This is a genomic window from Streptomyces pristinaespiralis (assembly GCF_001278075.1).
GTDB classification, from domain to species: domain Bacteria; phylum Actinomycetota; class Actinomycetes; order Streptomycetales; family Streptomycetaceae; genus Streptomyces; species Streptomyces pristinaespiralis.
Genome location: NZ_CP011340.1, coordinates 8,386,207 through 8,399,047 on the forward strand (window position 1 = coordinate 8,386,207; position 12,841 = coordinate 8,399,047).

12 protein-coding genes are annotated in these 12,841 nt (G+C 71.5%); 6 read left to right on the forward strand and 6 right to left on the reverse strand.

Features of this window, described 5'->3' with window-relative positions:
* Window positions 1-20: 20 nt before the first annotated feature.
* Window positions 21-572 (reverse strand): hypothetical protein, encoded by a 552-nt coding sequence (locus SPRI_RS35815; RefSeq protein WP_106428502.1) that lies wholly within the window; start codon window positions 570-572, stop codon window positions 21-23.
* Between the two features lie 192 nt (window positions 573-764).
* On the opposite strand from SPRI_RS35815, the gene SPRI_RS35820 reads away from it, so the two are divergent.
* Entirely contained in the window at window positions 765-2,222 is a 1,458-nt protein-coding gene (locus tag SPRI_RS35820; protein WP_005321988.1) for a hypothetical protein, read from the forward strand.
* Between the two features lie 89 nt (window positions 2,223-2,311).
* Here SPRI_RS35820 and SPRI_RS35825 read toward each other — a convergent pair whose 3' ends face one another.
* The gene (locus SPRI_RS35825; protein ID WP_234020479.1) at window positions 2,312-2,800 is read right to left on the reverse strand and encodes a hypothetical protein; all 489 of its coding nucleotides are present in this window, start codon (window positions 2,798-2,800) and stop codon (window positions 2,312-2,314) included.
* A gap of 563 nt (window positions 2,801-3,363) precedes the next feature.
* Here SPRI_RS35825 and SPRI_RS35830 point away from each other — a divergent pair.
* On the forward strand, window positions 3,364-3,972 hold the full coding sequence (locus tag SPRI_RS35830; RefSeq protein ID WP_037775659.1) for a superoxide dismutase: 609 nt from the start codon (window positions 3,364-3,366) through the stop codon (window positions 3,970-3,972).
* A gap of 735 nt (window positions 3,973-4,707) precedes the next feature.
* Here the strand turns inward: SPRI_RS35830 and SPRI_RS35835 are convergent.
* Both SPRI_RS35835 and SPRI_RS35840 read right to left on the reverse strand, forming a co-directional pair.
* Window positions 4,708-5,451, reverse strand: a complete 744-nt coding sequence (locus tag SPRI_RS35835; protein ID WP_053556609.1) for an SDR family oxidoreductase — start codon at window positions 5,449-5,451, stop codon at window positions 4,708-4,710.
* Window positions 5,452-5,592: 141 nt separating this feature from the next.
* On the reverse strand, window positions 5,593-6,384 hold the full coding sequence (locus SPRI_RS35840; protein ID WP_005322000.1) for a class I SAM-dependent methyltransferase: 792 nt from the start codon (window positions 6,382-6,384) through the stop codon (window positions 5,593-5,595).
* Window positions 6,385-6,643: 259 nt separating this feature from the next.
* On the opposite strand from SPRI_RS35840, the gene ctaD reads away from it, so the two are divergent.
* The gene (gene ctaD, locus SPRI_RS35845) at window positions 6,644-8,377 is read left to right on the forward strand and encodes an aa3-type cytochrome oxidase subunit I (protein WP_005322004.1); all 1,734 of its coding nucleotides are present in this window, start codon (window positions 6,644-6,646) and stop codon (window positions 8,375-8,377) included.
* A 73-nt stretch (window positions 8,378-8,450) separates the two neighbouring features.
* Here the strand turns inward: ctaD and SPRI_RS38655 are convergent, their stop codons facing one another.
* Complete coding sequence (locus SPRI_RS38655; protein WP_158685252.1) at window positions 8,451-8,723, reverse strand: hypothetical protein; 273 nt, start codon at window positions 8,721-8,723, stop codon at window positions 8,451-8,453.
* Here SPRI_RS38655 and SPRI_RS35850 point away from each other — a divergent pair.
* The 3 genes from SPRI_RS35850 to SPRI_RS35860 all read left to right on the forward strand — a co-directional run bounded on the left by SPRI_RS35850 (window position 8,722) and on the right by SPRI_RS35860 (window position 11,109).
* Complete coding sequence (locus SPRI_RS35850; protein WP_005322005.1) at window positions 8,722-9,021, forward strand: hypothetical protein; 300 nt, start codon at window positions 8,722-8,724, stop codon at window positions 9,019-9,021. The genes SPRI_RS38655 and SPRI_RS35850 overlap by 2 nt on opposite strands.
* A gap of 156 nt (window positions 9,022-9,177) precedes the next feature.
* Window positions 9,178-9,450, forward strand: a complete 273-nt coding sequence (locus SPRI_RS35855; protein WP_005322008.1) for a hypothetical protein — start codon at window positions 9,178-9,180, stop codon at window positions 9,448-9,450.
* 60 nt (window positions 9,451-9,510) lie between these two features.
* Complete coding sequence (locus SPRI_RS35860) at window positions 9,511-11,109, forward strand: hypothetical protein (RefSeq protein ID WP_182327528.1); 1,599 nt, start codon at window positions 9,511-9,513, stop codon at window positions 11,107-11,109.
* 29 nt (window positions 11,110-11,138) lie between these two features.
* On the opposite strand, the gene SPRI_RS35865 is transcribed toward SPRI_RS35860, so the two are convergent.
* Window positions 11,139-12,542 (reverse strand): DEAD/DEAH box helicase, encoded by a 1,404-nt coding sequence (locus SPRI_RS35865; RefSeq protein ID WP_053556608.1) that lies wholly within the window; start codon window positions 12,540-12,542, stop codon window positions 11,139-11,141.
* Between the last annotated feature and the right edge of the window lie 299 nt (window positions 12,543-12,841).

Below are 12,841 nucleotides of genomic sequence, written 5' to 3' on the forward strand. Positions count from 1 at the left end.
CGCCGGGGCGGTTGCCTGTCTCAGGGCAGCCGGTGCCGGACCCCGTCCCAGGCCAGGAGGAGATCACGCGTCGGACCGGGCCCCGTCCGGCCGACGAGGTCTGCCAGATGGGCCGTCAGGTTCTTGTGCCGCCGCAGCTCGCGGAGCTGCTCGATGGGCAGTTCACGCCAGCGGTCACCGAGCGCACCGGCCTGCGAGGGCGTGAGACGCAATGTCCCGAGCGTGTCGGACGCCAACGCGTCCGGGCTCCGGTCGGGATCGTCGTCGTCGGGACCGAGATGGTCGATGATCCACATCCGGAGCGTGAAGTCCTGCGTGGCCGCGCGTGTCCGGTCTTCAAGACCGTCACCATGCGCACGCCGGTTCGCCAGCAGGGAGAGCTTGGCCCACCGCAGGCGGGCCTCCGCGGGCCGGTCGTCGTCATAGGCACGGCCCTGCGCGACGATACGTACTGCCTCGAGGTGCCTGCCGTGCTCGTTCACGGCCATCGCGTGGAGCCGTTCGAAGCTCCACGTGCCGAGTCCGGGCTCCTGATCCTCCCGGCCCGTGCCGGTGCTCGTGCCCGATGCCATCCCCACATCCTTTCCGGCGAACAGCGCGAACAGCGCGAACAGCGCGAACAGCGCGAACGGTCCGAGCTGTTCGAGCAGCGGTCGGCGAACAATATGAACGCAAAGATCAGCCGCATGGTTTCCCGGCCCCTGTCTCCCTAGCATCAGCGCCGACGACGCACCGATGCGCGCCCGCGAGGACGAGGAGCCGCCTTGAACAGGTCAGAAACACGCACCTCCCGACGGCCGGTGTCCCGCCGGCGCCGCGCCGCGGGAATCGCGGCCTGTCTCCTCGGGCTGATCGGCGGCGCGGTCGGCGCGGCCCCCGCCGCGCAGGCGGACGGCGACGGCCCGGCACCCGCCGTGTGTCCCGCCGAACTGGCGGAGAAGGCCACCTGCTACTCCGGACAGGACGCCAACGGGGCTCACTACACGTTCGCGATACCCGCCCGGTGGAACGGTTCCCTCGTCGTGCACGCCCACGGCGGCCCCGACCTCGGCGACGCCTCCGACCCCGGCCGCAGCGGTGAGGACCTCCAGCGCTGGGCCGTCATGGTGGACGAGGGTTACGCCTGGGCCGGCTCCTCCTACCGGCGGGGCGGCTACGGCACACGGATGGCCGCCGCCGACACCGAGAACGTACGCCGCCTGTTCGTCGACACGTTCGGCCGACCGCAGCGGACCTACGTGCACGGCCAGTCCTGGGGCGGCAACGTCGCCGCCAAGGTGGTCGAGGTCTACGGCGGGCACCACGGCCCGTACGACGGCGCCCTGCTCACCAACGGCGTCCTCGCGGGCGGCACCCGCGGCTACGACTACCGCGTCGACCTGCGCGTGGTCTACCAGTACTACTGCCAAAACCATCCCCGCCCCACCGAGCCCCGGTACCCGCTGTGGGAGGGGCTGCGGGCCGGCTCGACGATGACGACGGCCGGCCTGCGTGCCCGCCTGCAGGAGTGCACCGGCTACGCGTCCGCGCCGCAGGAGCGCACCGCCCTGCAGCAGCGCAACCTCGACGACATCCTGGCCGTCACGCGCATCCCCGAGCGCACACTGGAGTCGCATCTGCGGTTCGCGACGTTCACCTTCCGTGACATCGTGCTGGGCCGTCTCGGCGGCCGTAATCCCTTCAGCAACAAGGGCGTCCGGTACTCCGGCTCGCACGACGACAAGGCGCTCAACGCCGGCGTCGAGCGTTTCTCCGCCGACCCGGCCGCCCGGCGCGATCTTTCGTACGACAGTGATCTCACCGGCCGCGTCCACGTCCCGGTGCTCACCCTGCACGCGATCGACGACCCCACCGCGTTCGTCGAGCACGAGGCCGCCTACCGAGCCACCCTCGAGGGGGCCCGCAGGGACGGTCACCTCGTGCAGACCTTCACCAGGGAGAGCGAGCACAGCGAGCTGAGCGACTCCGAGTACGCGAGCGCCGTCTCCTCCCTGGACACCTGGGTCCGCACCGGCCGCAAGCCTTCCCCGCGGTCGATCGCGGCGTCCTGTCCCGCGTTCGACCGCGCTTACGGCACCGGCTGCTTCTACGACCCGGACTTCAGCCCGGCCCCGTACGCCTCACGGATCAGGCCCCGGCCGGGCGGGCTGGACTGGCCCGCCATGACCTTCGCCGAGGAGCAGGCCTGGAGCCGGATCGACGGCATCGGCATCGCTCCCTGACCCACCCGCCACGCCGCCGGTCCCGGCGTGCACGATGGCGCCCGGTGCGGGGGAGGAGGCCCCGTGCCGGGGCCGGGCCGCGCCGGAGGTCAGGGCTGTGGCGGGGGCGGCAGTTCGGCGTGCACGACCGTGTAGTCGCCCCTGGTCACCGGGGCGTACGGGGCCGGCGCCATGCAGGTGCCGACGGGGGCGTCCTCGGGGCCGCCCGCGCCGTCCGGCAGCAGATTCACACCGTTCCACGAGAAGCCCACACGGTCGCCGGAGCGGTTCTTGCCGCCCTTTCCTCCGTCGTACACGCTGAATCCGAGCCTCAGACCGATGTCGAGCGGCCCGCCGGGACCCACCTTGGTGATGACCGCCGTCAGCGTCGCCGAGCGGGGACCGGTGACCAGACAGTCCACCCGTCCCTCGGCCGTGTAGGTGACGTCCCGTTCGGCCGAGTAGTGCGAGATCCTGACCGTTCCCCGGGCGTCGGTGGGAAGGCCCGTGGGTATCCCGGGCAGCGGCCGGCTGTACGGAGCGGCGACCGCGTCGAAGCTGAACGAGCGGACGTCTTCGTCCTGGTGGTAGGGCAGCACGAAATCCGCGCCCCCGGTGACACTCGCGTACGCCGGCGTTCCACGACGCTCGGCAGGGGCACCGGCGGCACCCGAGGCACCCGACGCACTCGAGGCCCCCGAGGCACCCGACGTGCCGGAGGCACTGGAGGTGCCGCTCACGGCGAGCACTGCGACGGCCGCGGTCAGTACGGCCGCTGTCCTGCGTGGTGACGGATGAAACACGTTGGTCTCCCGGGAGTTGGTGTTCCGACGTGTTCCATCCTTCAGGCCGCCCCCTTGCCGGCCATCGGCCGTGAGCGGCAACTCCGCGCGCTCGCCTCGGCCGCTCGGCGGACCCGTGGTCGGTCTCAGGTCGCGCCGGCCGGGGGAGCGGGGCCGGTGGTCCGGCGGGCGCCGGTGAGAAGACGATCACCTCTCGGGAGGAACGGCAGCACCTCGAATGCCGCACCGCCGAAAGCTGACGTGCCGACCCCGCCCCCCGGCCATGTTCCTGCATCACATAGGTTGTTGCAAGTAATGTGCAATAGAGGTTGGCTGTCCCCGGACGATCACCCACACGGAAACGAAAGGGGACGTGCCTGATGGGCACCTACGCGCTTCCCGACCTGCCGTACGACTACTCCGCGCTCGCCCCGGCCATCACGCCGGAGATCCTGGAGCTGCACCACGCCAAGCACCACGCCGCCTACGTCAAGGGCGCCAACGACACCCTGGAGCAGCTCGCCGAGGCCCGGGAGAAGGACCTGATCACCCCCACCGGCCTGGTGGGTCTGGAGAAGACCTTCGCCTTCAACCTCTCCGGGCACGCCCTGCACTCGATCTTCTGGCAGAACCTCTCCCCGGACGGCGGCGACCGCCCCGAGGGCGCGCTCGCCGACGCCATCGACGAACACCTCGGCGGCTTCGAGGCGTTCAGGAAGCAGCTGACGGTCGCCACCACCTCGGTACAGGGTTCCGGCTGGGGCGTACTGGCCTGGGAGCCGCTCGGCCGCCGCCTGATCGTCGAACAGGTCTACGACCACCACGGCAACGTGGGCCAGGGCAGCACCCCGCTGCTGGTCTTCGACGCCTGGGAGCACGCCTACTACCTGCAGTACAAGAACGTCCGCCCCGACTACGTCACCAAGCTGTGGGACCTGGTCAACTGGGAGGACGTCGCCGCGCGTTACGCGGCAGCGTCCGGCGCCTGACCTCAGCGCGGGCCGCGCCCGGGTGCGGTGGGCGACGAGCCCGAGAGGCCCGTCGCCCACCCCGCCGGGCGCGGCCCGCCGGGCGATCCCGGTCCCGCGCCCGACCGACCCACCGGCCGCCCGGCCCGGCCACCACCTGACGCCCCGCCGGACCTCCCGCCTGCGGCGGCCACCCTGACACCCCGCCGGACACGCCGCCGGGCACGCCGCCGGACCCGCCTGCCGCGTGGCCTCGCGCACCCGCGCCCCGGGCGGCCACCCTGGCACCTGCCGGGGCGACCCTCTCCGGGGCGGCCCCCCGGGCGATACCGGGCCGAGCCCGACCGGCCCACCGGCCGCCCGGCCCGGCCACCACCTGACGCCCCGCCGGACACGCCGCCGGGCGCGCCGCCGGGCGCGCCTGCCGCGTGGCCTCGCGCACCCGCGCCCGGGGCGGCCACCCTGACACCTGCCGGGGCGACCCTCTCCGGGGCGGCCCCCCGGGCGATACCGGGCCGAGCCCGACCGGCCCACCGGCCGCCCGGCCCGGCCACCACCTGACGCCCCGCCGGACACGCCGCCGGGCACGCCGCCGGACCCGCCTGCCGCGTGGCCTCGCGCACCCGCGCCCTGGGCGGCCACCCTGAAACCTGCCGGGGCGGCCCCCCAGGGGATACCGGGCCCCGCCCGGACCTCCCGCCCGCGGCGGTCACCTGACACCCCGCCCGGCGCGGCCGCCGGCCGCCGGGCGGCCGGTCAGCCGCGCTCGTCCGCCAGCCATGCGTCGAACGTCTGCATACCCCGCGGCCCCGGCCCCGTGGGGAGCAGGCCGCCGCCCGCCATCGCGCGGCCCGCCGCTCCCGGGTAGCGGACCGGCAGCACGAAGCGGCGTTCCGGGCGGGTGGGGAGCAGGCGGCGGACCATGTCGAGGAGCCACTCCTCGCGGGGGCCCGCCAACTCCGGGGCCATGCCCTGCGCGGGCCCCTCGGCCAGCCCGGTCAGGGCGCGGGCCACCTCCCGGACCCCGACCGGCTGGACGCGCATGCGCGGGATCACCGCCAGCGGGCCGGGCATGCCGTCGAGGAGCTGGTCGGCGAACTCGTGGAACTGCGTCGTCCGCAGCACCGTCCACGGGACCGGGCCGCCCGCCACGACCTGCTCCTGGCGGATCTTGCCCTGGTAGTAGCCGTGGCCGACCCGCTCGATGCCCACGATCGACAGCACCACGTGGTGGCGCACGCCGGCCCGTTCCCCGGCCGCGAGCAGATGGCGCGACGCCGCCTCGAAGAACGCCACGGCCTTCCGGCGGCTGAGCGTCGCCGCGTTGGTCACGTCGATCACCGCCTCGACACCGGCCAGGGCCTCGGCGAGACCCTGGCCCGTGGTGACGTCCACGCCCTTGGAACGGGCCAGCACCACGGGCTCGTGCCCGGCGGCGCGCAGCTCCCCGACGACGTGCCGCCCGGCCAGGCCGGTACCGCCCGCTACCGCAACACGCATGCGATCTCTCCGTTCAGGCATCCAGGTGCTCGTGCATTCGGGTGCACGGCGGGCGCATCCGCCGTACGCAGCCGCAACCGCAACCGCAACCGCAACCGCAACCGCAACCGCAACCGCGCCGCGCCCGTGACGCGGCGCCCGTCACGCGGCGTGGGTGACGCGGAGTTTCGACTGGCCGTGCGGCAGCTGTTCCCAGTCGTCCATGAAGCGGGCGGCGAGGCCGTGCCGTGCGGCCAGCCGGACCAGCGTCTGGGTGCGGTAGTAGAAGTCCTCGCCCAGCACCTGGTGCTCACGCGTCTCGGTGCGGTCGTAGGTGAAGTCGAAGAACCCGCCCGGGGCGAGCACCCGCCCCACGTTCGCCAGGCATTCGTCGATGATGTCGAGCGTCGAGTGCGAGAAGACGCTGTGCGCGTGCACGACCGTGAACGCGGCGTCGGGGAGGAAGTCCAGCGTCAGGTTGTCGACGGGCGTCAGATACGGAAGCTTGTGCTGGAGCCCGTAGCGCACGAGGGTCTTCTTGGCCTCGATGAGAATGTCGGGCGAGATGTCGATCCCGTAGTAGTGGCCGGGCTCCAGATGGTCGATGAACCGCCAGCCGGCCCGCAGATTGCCGCAGCCGAGCTCCAGCATCCTGTCCTGCGGCCTCAGCCCGTGCTCGCGCAGGTAGTCGAACTGCATCTGCCCGATGGCGAGCCAGCGGTCGTGGGAGGGGCCGCCGCCGACCGCCGCCTCCGGGCTCTTCGCGGTGTCGGAGGCCATCACCGCCCGGTAGTAGGCGACGTGGCCGTCGCGGTGGCGCAGCCGCAGCCAGGTGTCGCGGCCCGCCCGGCGCAGATAGGGCAGTACGCGCCGCGGATGCCGCAGCGCGTACCGCGCCTTGTGGCCGAGGCTCGACCGGTTCGTCGACAGACGGGATGCGGGTCGTTGCGGCATGACGGCCTCCGTGCCATCGGTGGGCGTCCCCCTTCCCGGATGCTAACCACGGGCGGCTCCGCCGAGCGCGGCCTCACCCGATCGCCACATACTCCGCCCCGCGCCCCGCCCCACCCGTCCGGCTGACCCGGCCGAGGGCATGTCCGAAAGGTCCCGGGCGCGGCATCGCGGCATAGCGTGTGGCATCGCGTTGGCTGGGCACTCCACCGCTTTCCGAACTGCTCACAAAGGAACCGCCAGAACAGCCCGGGGGTCACACATGGTCACATCCACCCACACGTCGGCTCCCGTCCCCGTCAAGGGCCGCACGCGGGGCCAGGCCGTCATCGTGTGGCTGACGACCACGGATCACAAGAAGATCGGGCACCTGTACCTGATCGCGTCGTTCCTGTTCTTCGCCGTCGCCGGCGTGATGGCCCTGCTGCTCCGCGCGGAACTGGCCCGGCCGGGTATCCAGATCCTCTCGAGCGAGCAGTACAACCAGACGTTCACGATGCACGGCACCATCATGCTGCTGCTGTTCGCGACGCCCACCTTCGCGGGATTCGCGAACGCCGTCATGCCGTTGCAGATCGGCTCTCCCGACGTGGCCTTCCCACGGCTGAACATGCTGTCGTTCTGGCTGTTCTTCTTCGGCGGACTGATCGTGGTCAGCAGTCTGTTCACCCCCCAGGGCGCGGCCGACTTCGGCTGGACCGCCTACACACCGCTCAGCGGCGGCGAGCGCTCGCCGTACGTGGGCGGCGACCTGTGGATCATGGGCCTGGCGCTGGCCGGGTTCGGCACCATCCTCGGCGCCGTCAACTTCATCACGACGATCATCTGCCTGCGCGCGCCGGGAATGACGATGTTCCGGATGCCGATCTTCACCTGGAACATCCTGTTCACCTCGCTACTGGTGCTGTTCGCCTTCCCCGTCCTCGCGGCCGCGCTGCTGGTCCTGGAGGCGGACCGGCGTTTCGGCGCGCAGGTGTTCAACCCGGAGAACGGCGGCGCGCTCCTGTGGCAGCACCTCTTCTGGTTCTTCGGCCATCCCGAGGTCTACATCATCGCCCTGCCGTTCTTCGGCATCGTCACGGAGATCCTCCCCGTCTTCTCCCGGAAACCGATCTTCGGCTACACCGGGCTGATCGGGGCGACCATCGCGATCACGGGACTTTCGGTGACCGTGTGGGCCCATCACATGTTCGCGACCGGCGCGGTCCTGCTGCCGTTCTTCTCCTTCATGACCTTCCTCATCGCGGTGCCCACCGGGGTGAAGTTCTTCAACTGGATCGGCACCATGTGGAAGGGGTCGCTGTCGTTCGAGACGCCGATGCTGTGGTCCATCGGCTTTCTCGTCACCTTCCTCTTCGGCGGCCTGACCGGCATCATCCTGGCTTCACCACCGCTCGACTTCCATGTCACCGACAGCTATTTCGTGGTGGCCCACTTCCACTACGTCGTCTTCGGCACCGTCGTGTTCGCCATGTTCGCGGGCTTCCACTTCTGGTGGCCCAAGATGACCGGCACGATGCTCGACGAACGCCTCGGCAAGATCCACTTCTGGACGTTGTTCATCGGCTTCCACACCACGTTCCTCGTCCAGCACTGGCTCGGCGCGGAAGGCATGCCCCGGCGCTACGCCGACTACCTCGCCGCCGACGGCTTCACCGCTCTCAACACCCTCTCCAGCATCGGGGCGTTCCTCCTGGGCGCCTCCACGCTCCCCTTCTTCTACAACGTCTGGAAGACGGCGAAGACCGGCAAGCGCATCGACGTCGACGACCCGTGGGGCTACGGCCGCTCCCTGGAGTGGGCGACCTCGTGCCCGCCGCCGCGGCACAACTTCACCACGCTGCCGAAGATCCGTTCCGAGTCGCCCGCCTTCGACCTCCACCATCCCGTGGTCACACAGCTCGACGAGGCCGAGTCCTCCGGCCGGCGCGACGTCGTCGAACCCGGCAAGGGCATTGCCCCCTTGAACAGGGAAGAGGACGGCACAGAAGAATGAGACGCGGTGTCCGCACCCCCGCGCACATGCGTGCCACTGTGCGTGACTCCTTCCCCAGGGATGGACGCCCGTTCTATTCGACTGCGGAACAGCAGCCGTCGCCCGCCCCCGGTATCCGCCGCTGAACTGCGGTTTTCTCCGCGCCGGCGCCGCGCGCCCCGATACCACGGGAACGGGGTGAATGACCAAAGCGTTTCGCCCCATTGGCCAGAAGAATGCCGGAAAGCGTGATCGCGCGCATCCAGCCACCGGGGACCGCCGTTACTCCTGTCGTCCACACCGTGATGGACACCGGCTCGTAGGGGTTCGAGCCGTATTGCAGGAACCGAAAGGAAAAGGTCTCCATGTCGAAGATCAGCTTCGAGGAGCTCGACGTTCTCGCCGGCGAGATGCTGCCCGAGCGTGCTGTGCTCTCCACCGTCGTGCCCTTCAACAACTGGGGTGGCGGCGGCTCCGAGGGCGGTTCCTCGAGCTCGGCCGTTGCCATCGCGCCGGCCGCGTCGGACCAGAACGGCATCACCACCTCGGCCTGCTCCGTCCAGGAGGTCGACGGCACCCCGGGTCTGGTCGGCGCCCTGGGCCTGGGCTCGAACAACCCGAGCTCCGGCATGACCTGCATGCCGAGCTCCACGTCGGTGTTCTAGTTCACCCGTCCGCGGCTGGGGATGGCGTTTCCGCCACCACGGAAACACCGTCCCCGGCCGTTCGGGTTTCCGCGTCCCGACCGTGAGTGCCGGCAGGAAACGAACGGCACATAACGGGAGCGTCAACGGCACGAGGATAGCCCGAGGAAGGAAGCCATGGACGACATCGGCTACCCCGAACTCAATGCGCTCTGCGCAGAGTTTCTCCCGCCGCGGACCATGCTGTCGCTCATCACGATCGACAACAGCTCCACGACGTACCAGTACCACTTCCCCGAGGGCGGCGGCGACGGAAACTCGCAGGTCGCCTTCGCCTGCCAGTCCGAGCGGGTGCACGGCACCCCCGGCCTGATCGGCTCGTTGGGCCTCGGCTCCAACAACCCGAGTTCCAGCCTGACCTGCGTACCGGCCGCCGTCACCAGCGGCTGATCGCTCCGACGTGGGGCCCGGTCCGCTATGCCGGGCCCTGCGTGTCACCGGGAGATCCGCATGCCTTCCCCTTCCGTCGGTGAGCACCTGAACCTGCCGGCCCTCACCGACGGCACCGAACTCGTCGGCGAGTACGCGGGCTCGGGCTACCGCAAGCCCCCGCACCTGATCCAGCGCCGCGACGGCCAGGTCATCCACCTGCCCGACCTGCTCTACCGCACGGTGAAGGAACTCCGCCGCCAGCGCGGCATCGAAGCCTCCGCCGAACGCATCCTCGAACGCGTCGCCGAGGAACTGTCCCACGCCACCGGCCGCGGCTTCGCAGCCGAACACGTCGCCTTCCTGCTCGACGAGAAACTCGCCCCCCTCGGCATCACCACCCGCAGCGACGGCACCGCGCCCCCCGTCACCAAGACCGAACACGCCGTGCTCGGCCTGAAGACACGCGCGGCTCTCGTCTCCGAGCACACCACCTGGATGATCGCCGGCCTCTTCGCCTGGCTCTTCCACCCCGTCGCCGTCGTCCTGCTGGTCGGCGCGCTGTTCACCGCCGAGGCCTGGCTCTTCACCACCCAGAACACCGGCGCGGCGATCACCGGGGTGATGGCACAGCCGCTCGGCGTCCTCGTCACCGTCGGTCTCACCCTGCTCTCCGCCGCGTTCCACGAGGTCGGCCACGCCTCCGCCTGCCGCTACGGCAAAGTACGCCCCGGCGTGATGGGCTGCGGCATCTACGTCGTGTGGCCCGCCTTCTACACCGACGTCACCAACTCCTACCGCCTCGGCCGCGCCGGACGCCTGCGCACCGACCTCGGCGGCGTCTACTTCAACGGCCTGTTCATCCTGGCCCTCACCGGCATCTACGCCCAGGCCCCGACACCCGTACTCCTCGCGGCGATCCTGCTGATCAACCTCGAAATGGTGCAGCAACTCCTGCCCACCCTGCGGTTCGACGGGTACTACATCATGTCGGACCTGGTCGGCATCCCCGACCTGTTCAAATACATCGGCCCCATCCTCCGTCACAAGGTCCTGCGCCGACCCGCCGAACCCCGCCTCCGCGAACTCAAACGGTGGCCCCAGACGGTCGTCACCCTGTGGGTCCTGCTCGTACTGCCCGTGCTCGCCGTCCAGTTGGGCGTCGTGGTGCTGCGCCTGCCGGACATGATCACGCAGGCATGGGCGACGGCGAGCCATCTGTTCGGCACCGCCGGCTCCCCGCTGGGCATCGTCGCGTCCGTCGTGCAGATGCTCTTCCTGCTGCTGCCCATCATCGGCGTCGGGCTCGTCCTGTGGTCGCTGCTGCGCACGCTCGCGCGGCTGGCCGCCAAGCAGGTCCGCACCGCCGGCGGACTGCCGACACCGTCCGCGATGCTGTGGGGCCTGCTCCACATGCTGTTCGCCCTGGCCGTGGCCTACCTGCTGTGGAGGATGAGCCGCACCAGCGTCCGCCGGGCGGAATCCGAAGGGCCGGCCGCCCCCCGCCCCGTCCTGGCCTGCGAACTGCGCCCCTTCGACGGCGGCAGGTCACCGATGGAACCGCCCTGCGGGGCGACCATCTTCGGATACGCCGAGGTCCCGGCCACCGGCGGACCCGCGCGGGCAGGGCAGAAAGCGGCGGAGCGGACGGACACACCACCGGTGCCGCTGGACGCCTGAAGCCCCCCGCTCGAGCCCTCCGCGGAACGTCAGCGGCCTCTGCGGACCCGGGCGGCCCTACGGGCCTCCGCGAGACCGCGGGCCTCGGCCGTCCTGCGCGACTCCTTCGGGGCCCGGGCGCCCAGGCCGCGGAAGGACGCGTTGCCGCCGGCGGACCTGTCCGCGACGGGCGGCCGCTTCGCTCCCGTGATCCCGGCCAGCTTCTCCTCACCGGAGCGCACCTGCGTGACCACCGGCCGGATCCCGGCGTCGGACATCATCCGGTTCACGTCACGCCGCTGACCCGGCGTGACCAGGGTGACCACACGGCCCGACTCGCCCGCACGCGCCGTGCGGCCGCCCCGGTGCAGGTAGTCCTTCGGATCGGCGGGCGGGTCGACGTTGACGACGAGGTCGAGCGCGTCGACGTGAATGCCCCGCGCGGCCACATTGGTGGCCACCAGCACGGTGACCTCACCGCTCTTGAACTGGGCGAGCGTGTGCGTGCGCTGCGGCTGCGACTTCCCGCTGTGCAGCGCGGCGGCCCGGATACCGCTGCCGCGCAGATGGCGGGTGAACTGGTCGACGGCGTGCTTGGTGTCCAGGAACATCAGCACCCGCCCGTCCCGGGCGGCGATCTCCGTGGCCGTCGCGTACTTGTCCGCCGGGTGGATGTTCAGCACATGGTGCTCCATCGTGGCGACCGCGCCCGCCGCCCGGTCCACCGTCGCCAGCACCGGGTCGTGGAGATAGCGGCCGACCAGATGGTCGACGTTGCGGTCGAGGGTGGCCGAGAACAGCATGCGCTGCCCGCCGGGCCGCACCTGGTCCAAAAGCTCCGACACCTGGGGCAGGAACCCCATGTCGCACATCTGGTCCGCCTCGTCCAGCACCGTGATCCGCACCTGGTCCAGCCGGCAGTCCCGGCGCGCCACCAGATCGGTCAGCCGCCCCGGGGTCGCGACGACCACATCCGCGCCGGCCCGCAGCAGCGTCGCCTGCCGCCCGATCGACAACCCGCCGACCACCGTCGCCAGCCGCAGCCCGAGCGCCAGTGCGTACGGGTCCAGCACGTCGCTCACCTGCTGCGCCAGTTCACGCGTCGGCACCAGGACCAGCCCGAGCGGCTGCTTCGGCTCGGCGCGCCGGCCCGCGGTACGGGTGAGCAGGGCCAGCCCGAAGGCGAGGGTCTTGCCCGACCCGGTCCGCGCACGGCCGAGGACGTCCCGGCCGGCCAGCGCGTCGGGCAGGGTGGCCGCCTGGATCGGGAACGGTTCCGTCACCCCGGAGCCGGTCATCACCCGCGCCACTTCCGGGGGCAGCCCCAGCTCGGCGAAGGACTGCGCGGGCGGCGAACCGGGTGTCAGCGTCACCGCCGAGAGTTCACCCCGCACCGCCGTCGCCCGGGTTTCGCCGGCACCGGAGCGCCCAGAGGCTGACGGCTTCGCATTCATGGGGGGACCCTTCCGTGGTGTGGCGCCCGGAACGAGCCGGGGCCCGCACCCCTTGGTACGGGCCCCAGAACGACGAAGCGTGCCCCCATTTTACCAGCGCACCGCCCACCCCGGCCGGGCCCGCACCGGCGCACCGCCCACCCCGGCCGGGCCCGCACCGGCGCACCGCCCACCCCGGCCGGGCCCGCACCGGCGCCCCGCCCGCCCCGGCCGGCCCGCCACCAGGCCCGGCGGACGCCCCGCCCCGGCCCGGCCCGCCGCACAGCACCGGCACGAGCACCGATTAACGCCGACCGTTC

What these genes read in the sequence shown, in the direction of transcription:
- SPRI_RS35850 (WP_005322005.1), top strand. Translation starts at nt 8,722, where the DNA reads ATGTCGAAGATCAGCTTCGAGGAGCTCGACGTTCTCGCCGGCGAGATG.
- SPRI_RS35840 (WP_005322000.1), bottom strand. Translation starts at nt 6,384, where the DNA reads ATGCCGCAACGACCCGCATCCCGTCTGTCGACGAACCGGTCGAGCCTC.
- ctaD (WP_005322004.1), top strand. Translation starts at nt 6,644, where the DNA reads ATGGTCACATCCACCCACACGTCGGCTCCCGTCCCCGTCAAGGGCCGC.
- SPRI_RS35830 (WP_037775659.1), top strand. Translation starts at nt 3,364, where the DNA reads ATGGGCACCTACGCGCTTCCCGACCTGCCGTACGACTACTCCGCGCTC.
- SPRI_RS35865 (WP_053556608.1), bottom strand. Translation starts at nt 12,542, where the DNA reads ATGAATGCGAAGCCGTCAGCCTCTGGGCGCTCCGGTGCCGGCGAAACC.
- SPRI_RS35835 (WP_053556609.1), bottom strand. Translation starts at nt 5,451, where the DNA reads ATGCGTGTTGCGGTAGCGGGCGGTACCGGCCTGGCCGGGCGGCACGTC.
- SPRI_RS38655 (WP_158685252.1), bottom strand. Translation starts at nt 8,723, where the DNA reads ATGGAGACCTTTTCCTTTCGGTTCCTGCAATACGGCTCGAACCCCTAC.
- SPRI_RS35815 (WP_106428502.1), bottom strand. Translation starts at nt 572, where the DNA reads ATGGCATCGGGCACGAGCACCGGCACGGGCCGGGAGGATCAGGAGCCC.
- SPRI_RS35855 (WP_005322008.1), top strand. Translation starts at nt 9,178, where the DNA reads ATGGACGACATCGGCTACCCCGAACTCAATGCGCTCTGCGCAGAGTTT.
- SPRI_RS35860 (WP_182327528.1), top strand. Translation starts at nt 9,511, where the DNA reads ATGCCTTCCCCTTCCGTCGGTGAGCACCTGAACCTGCCGGCCCTCACC.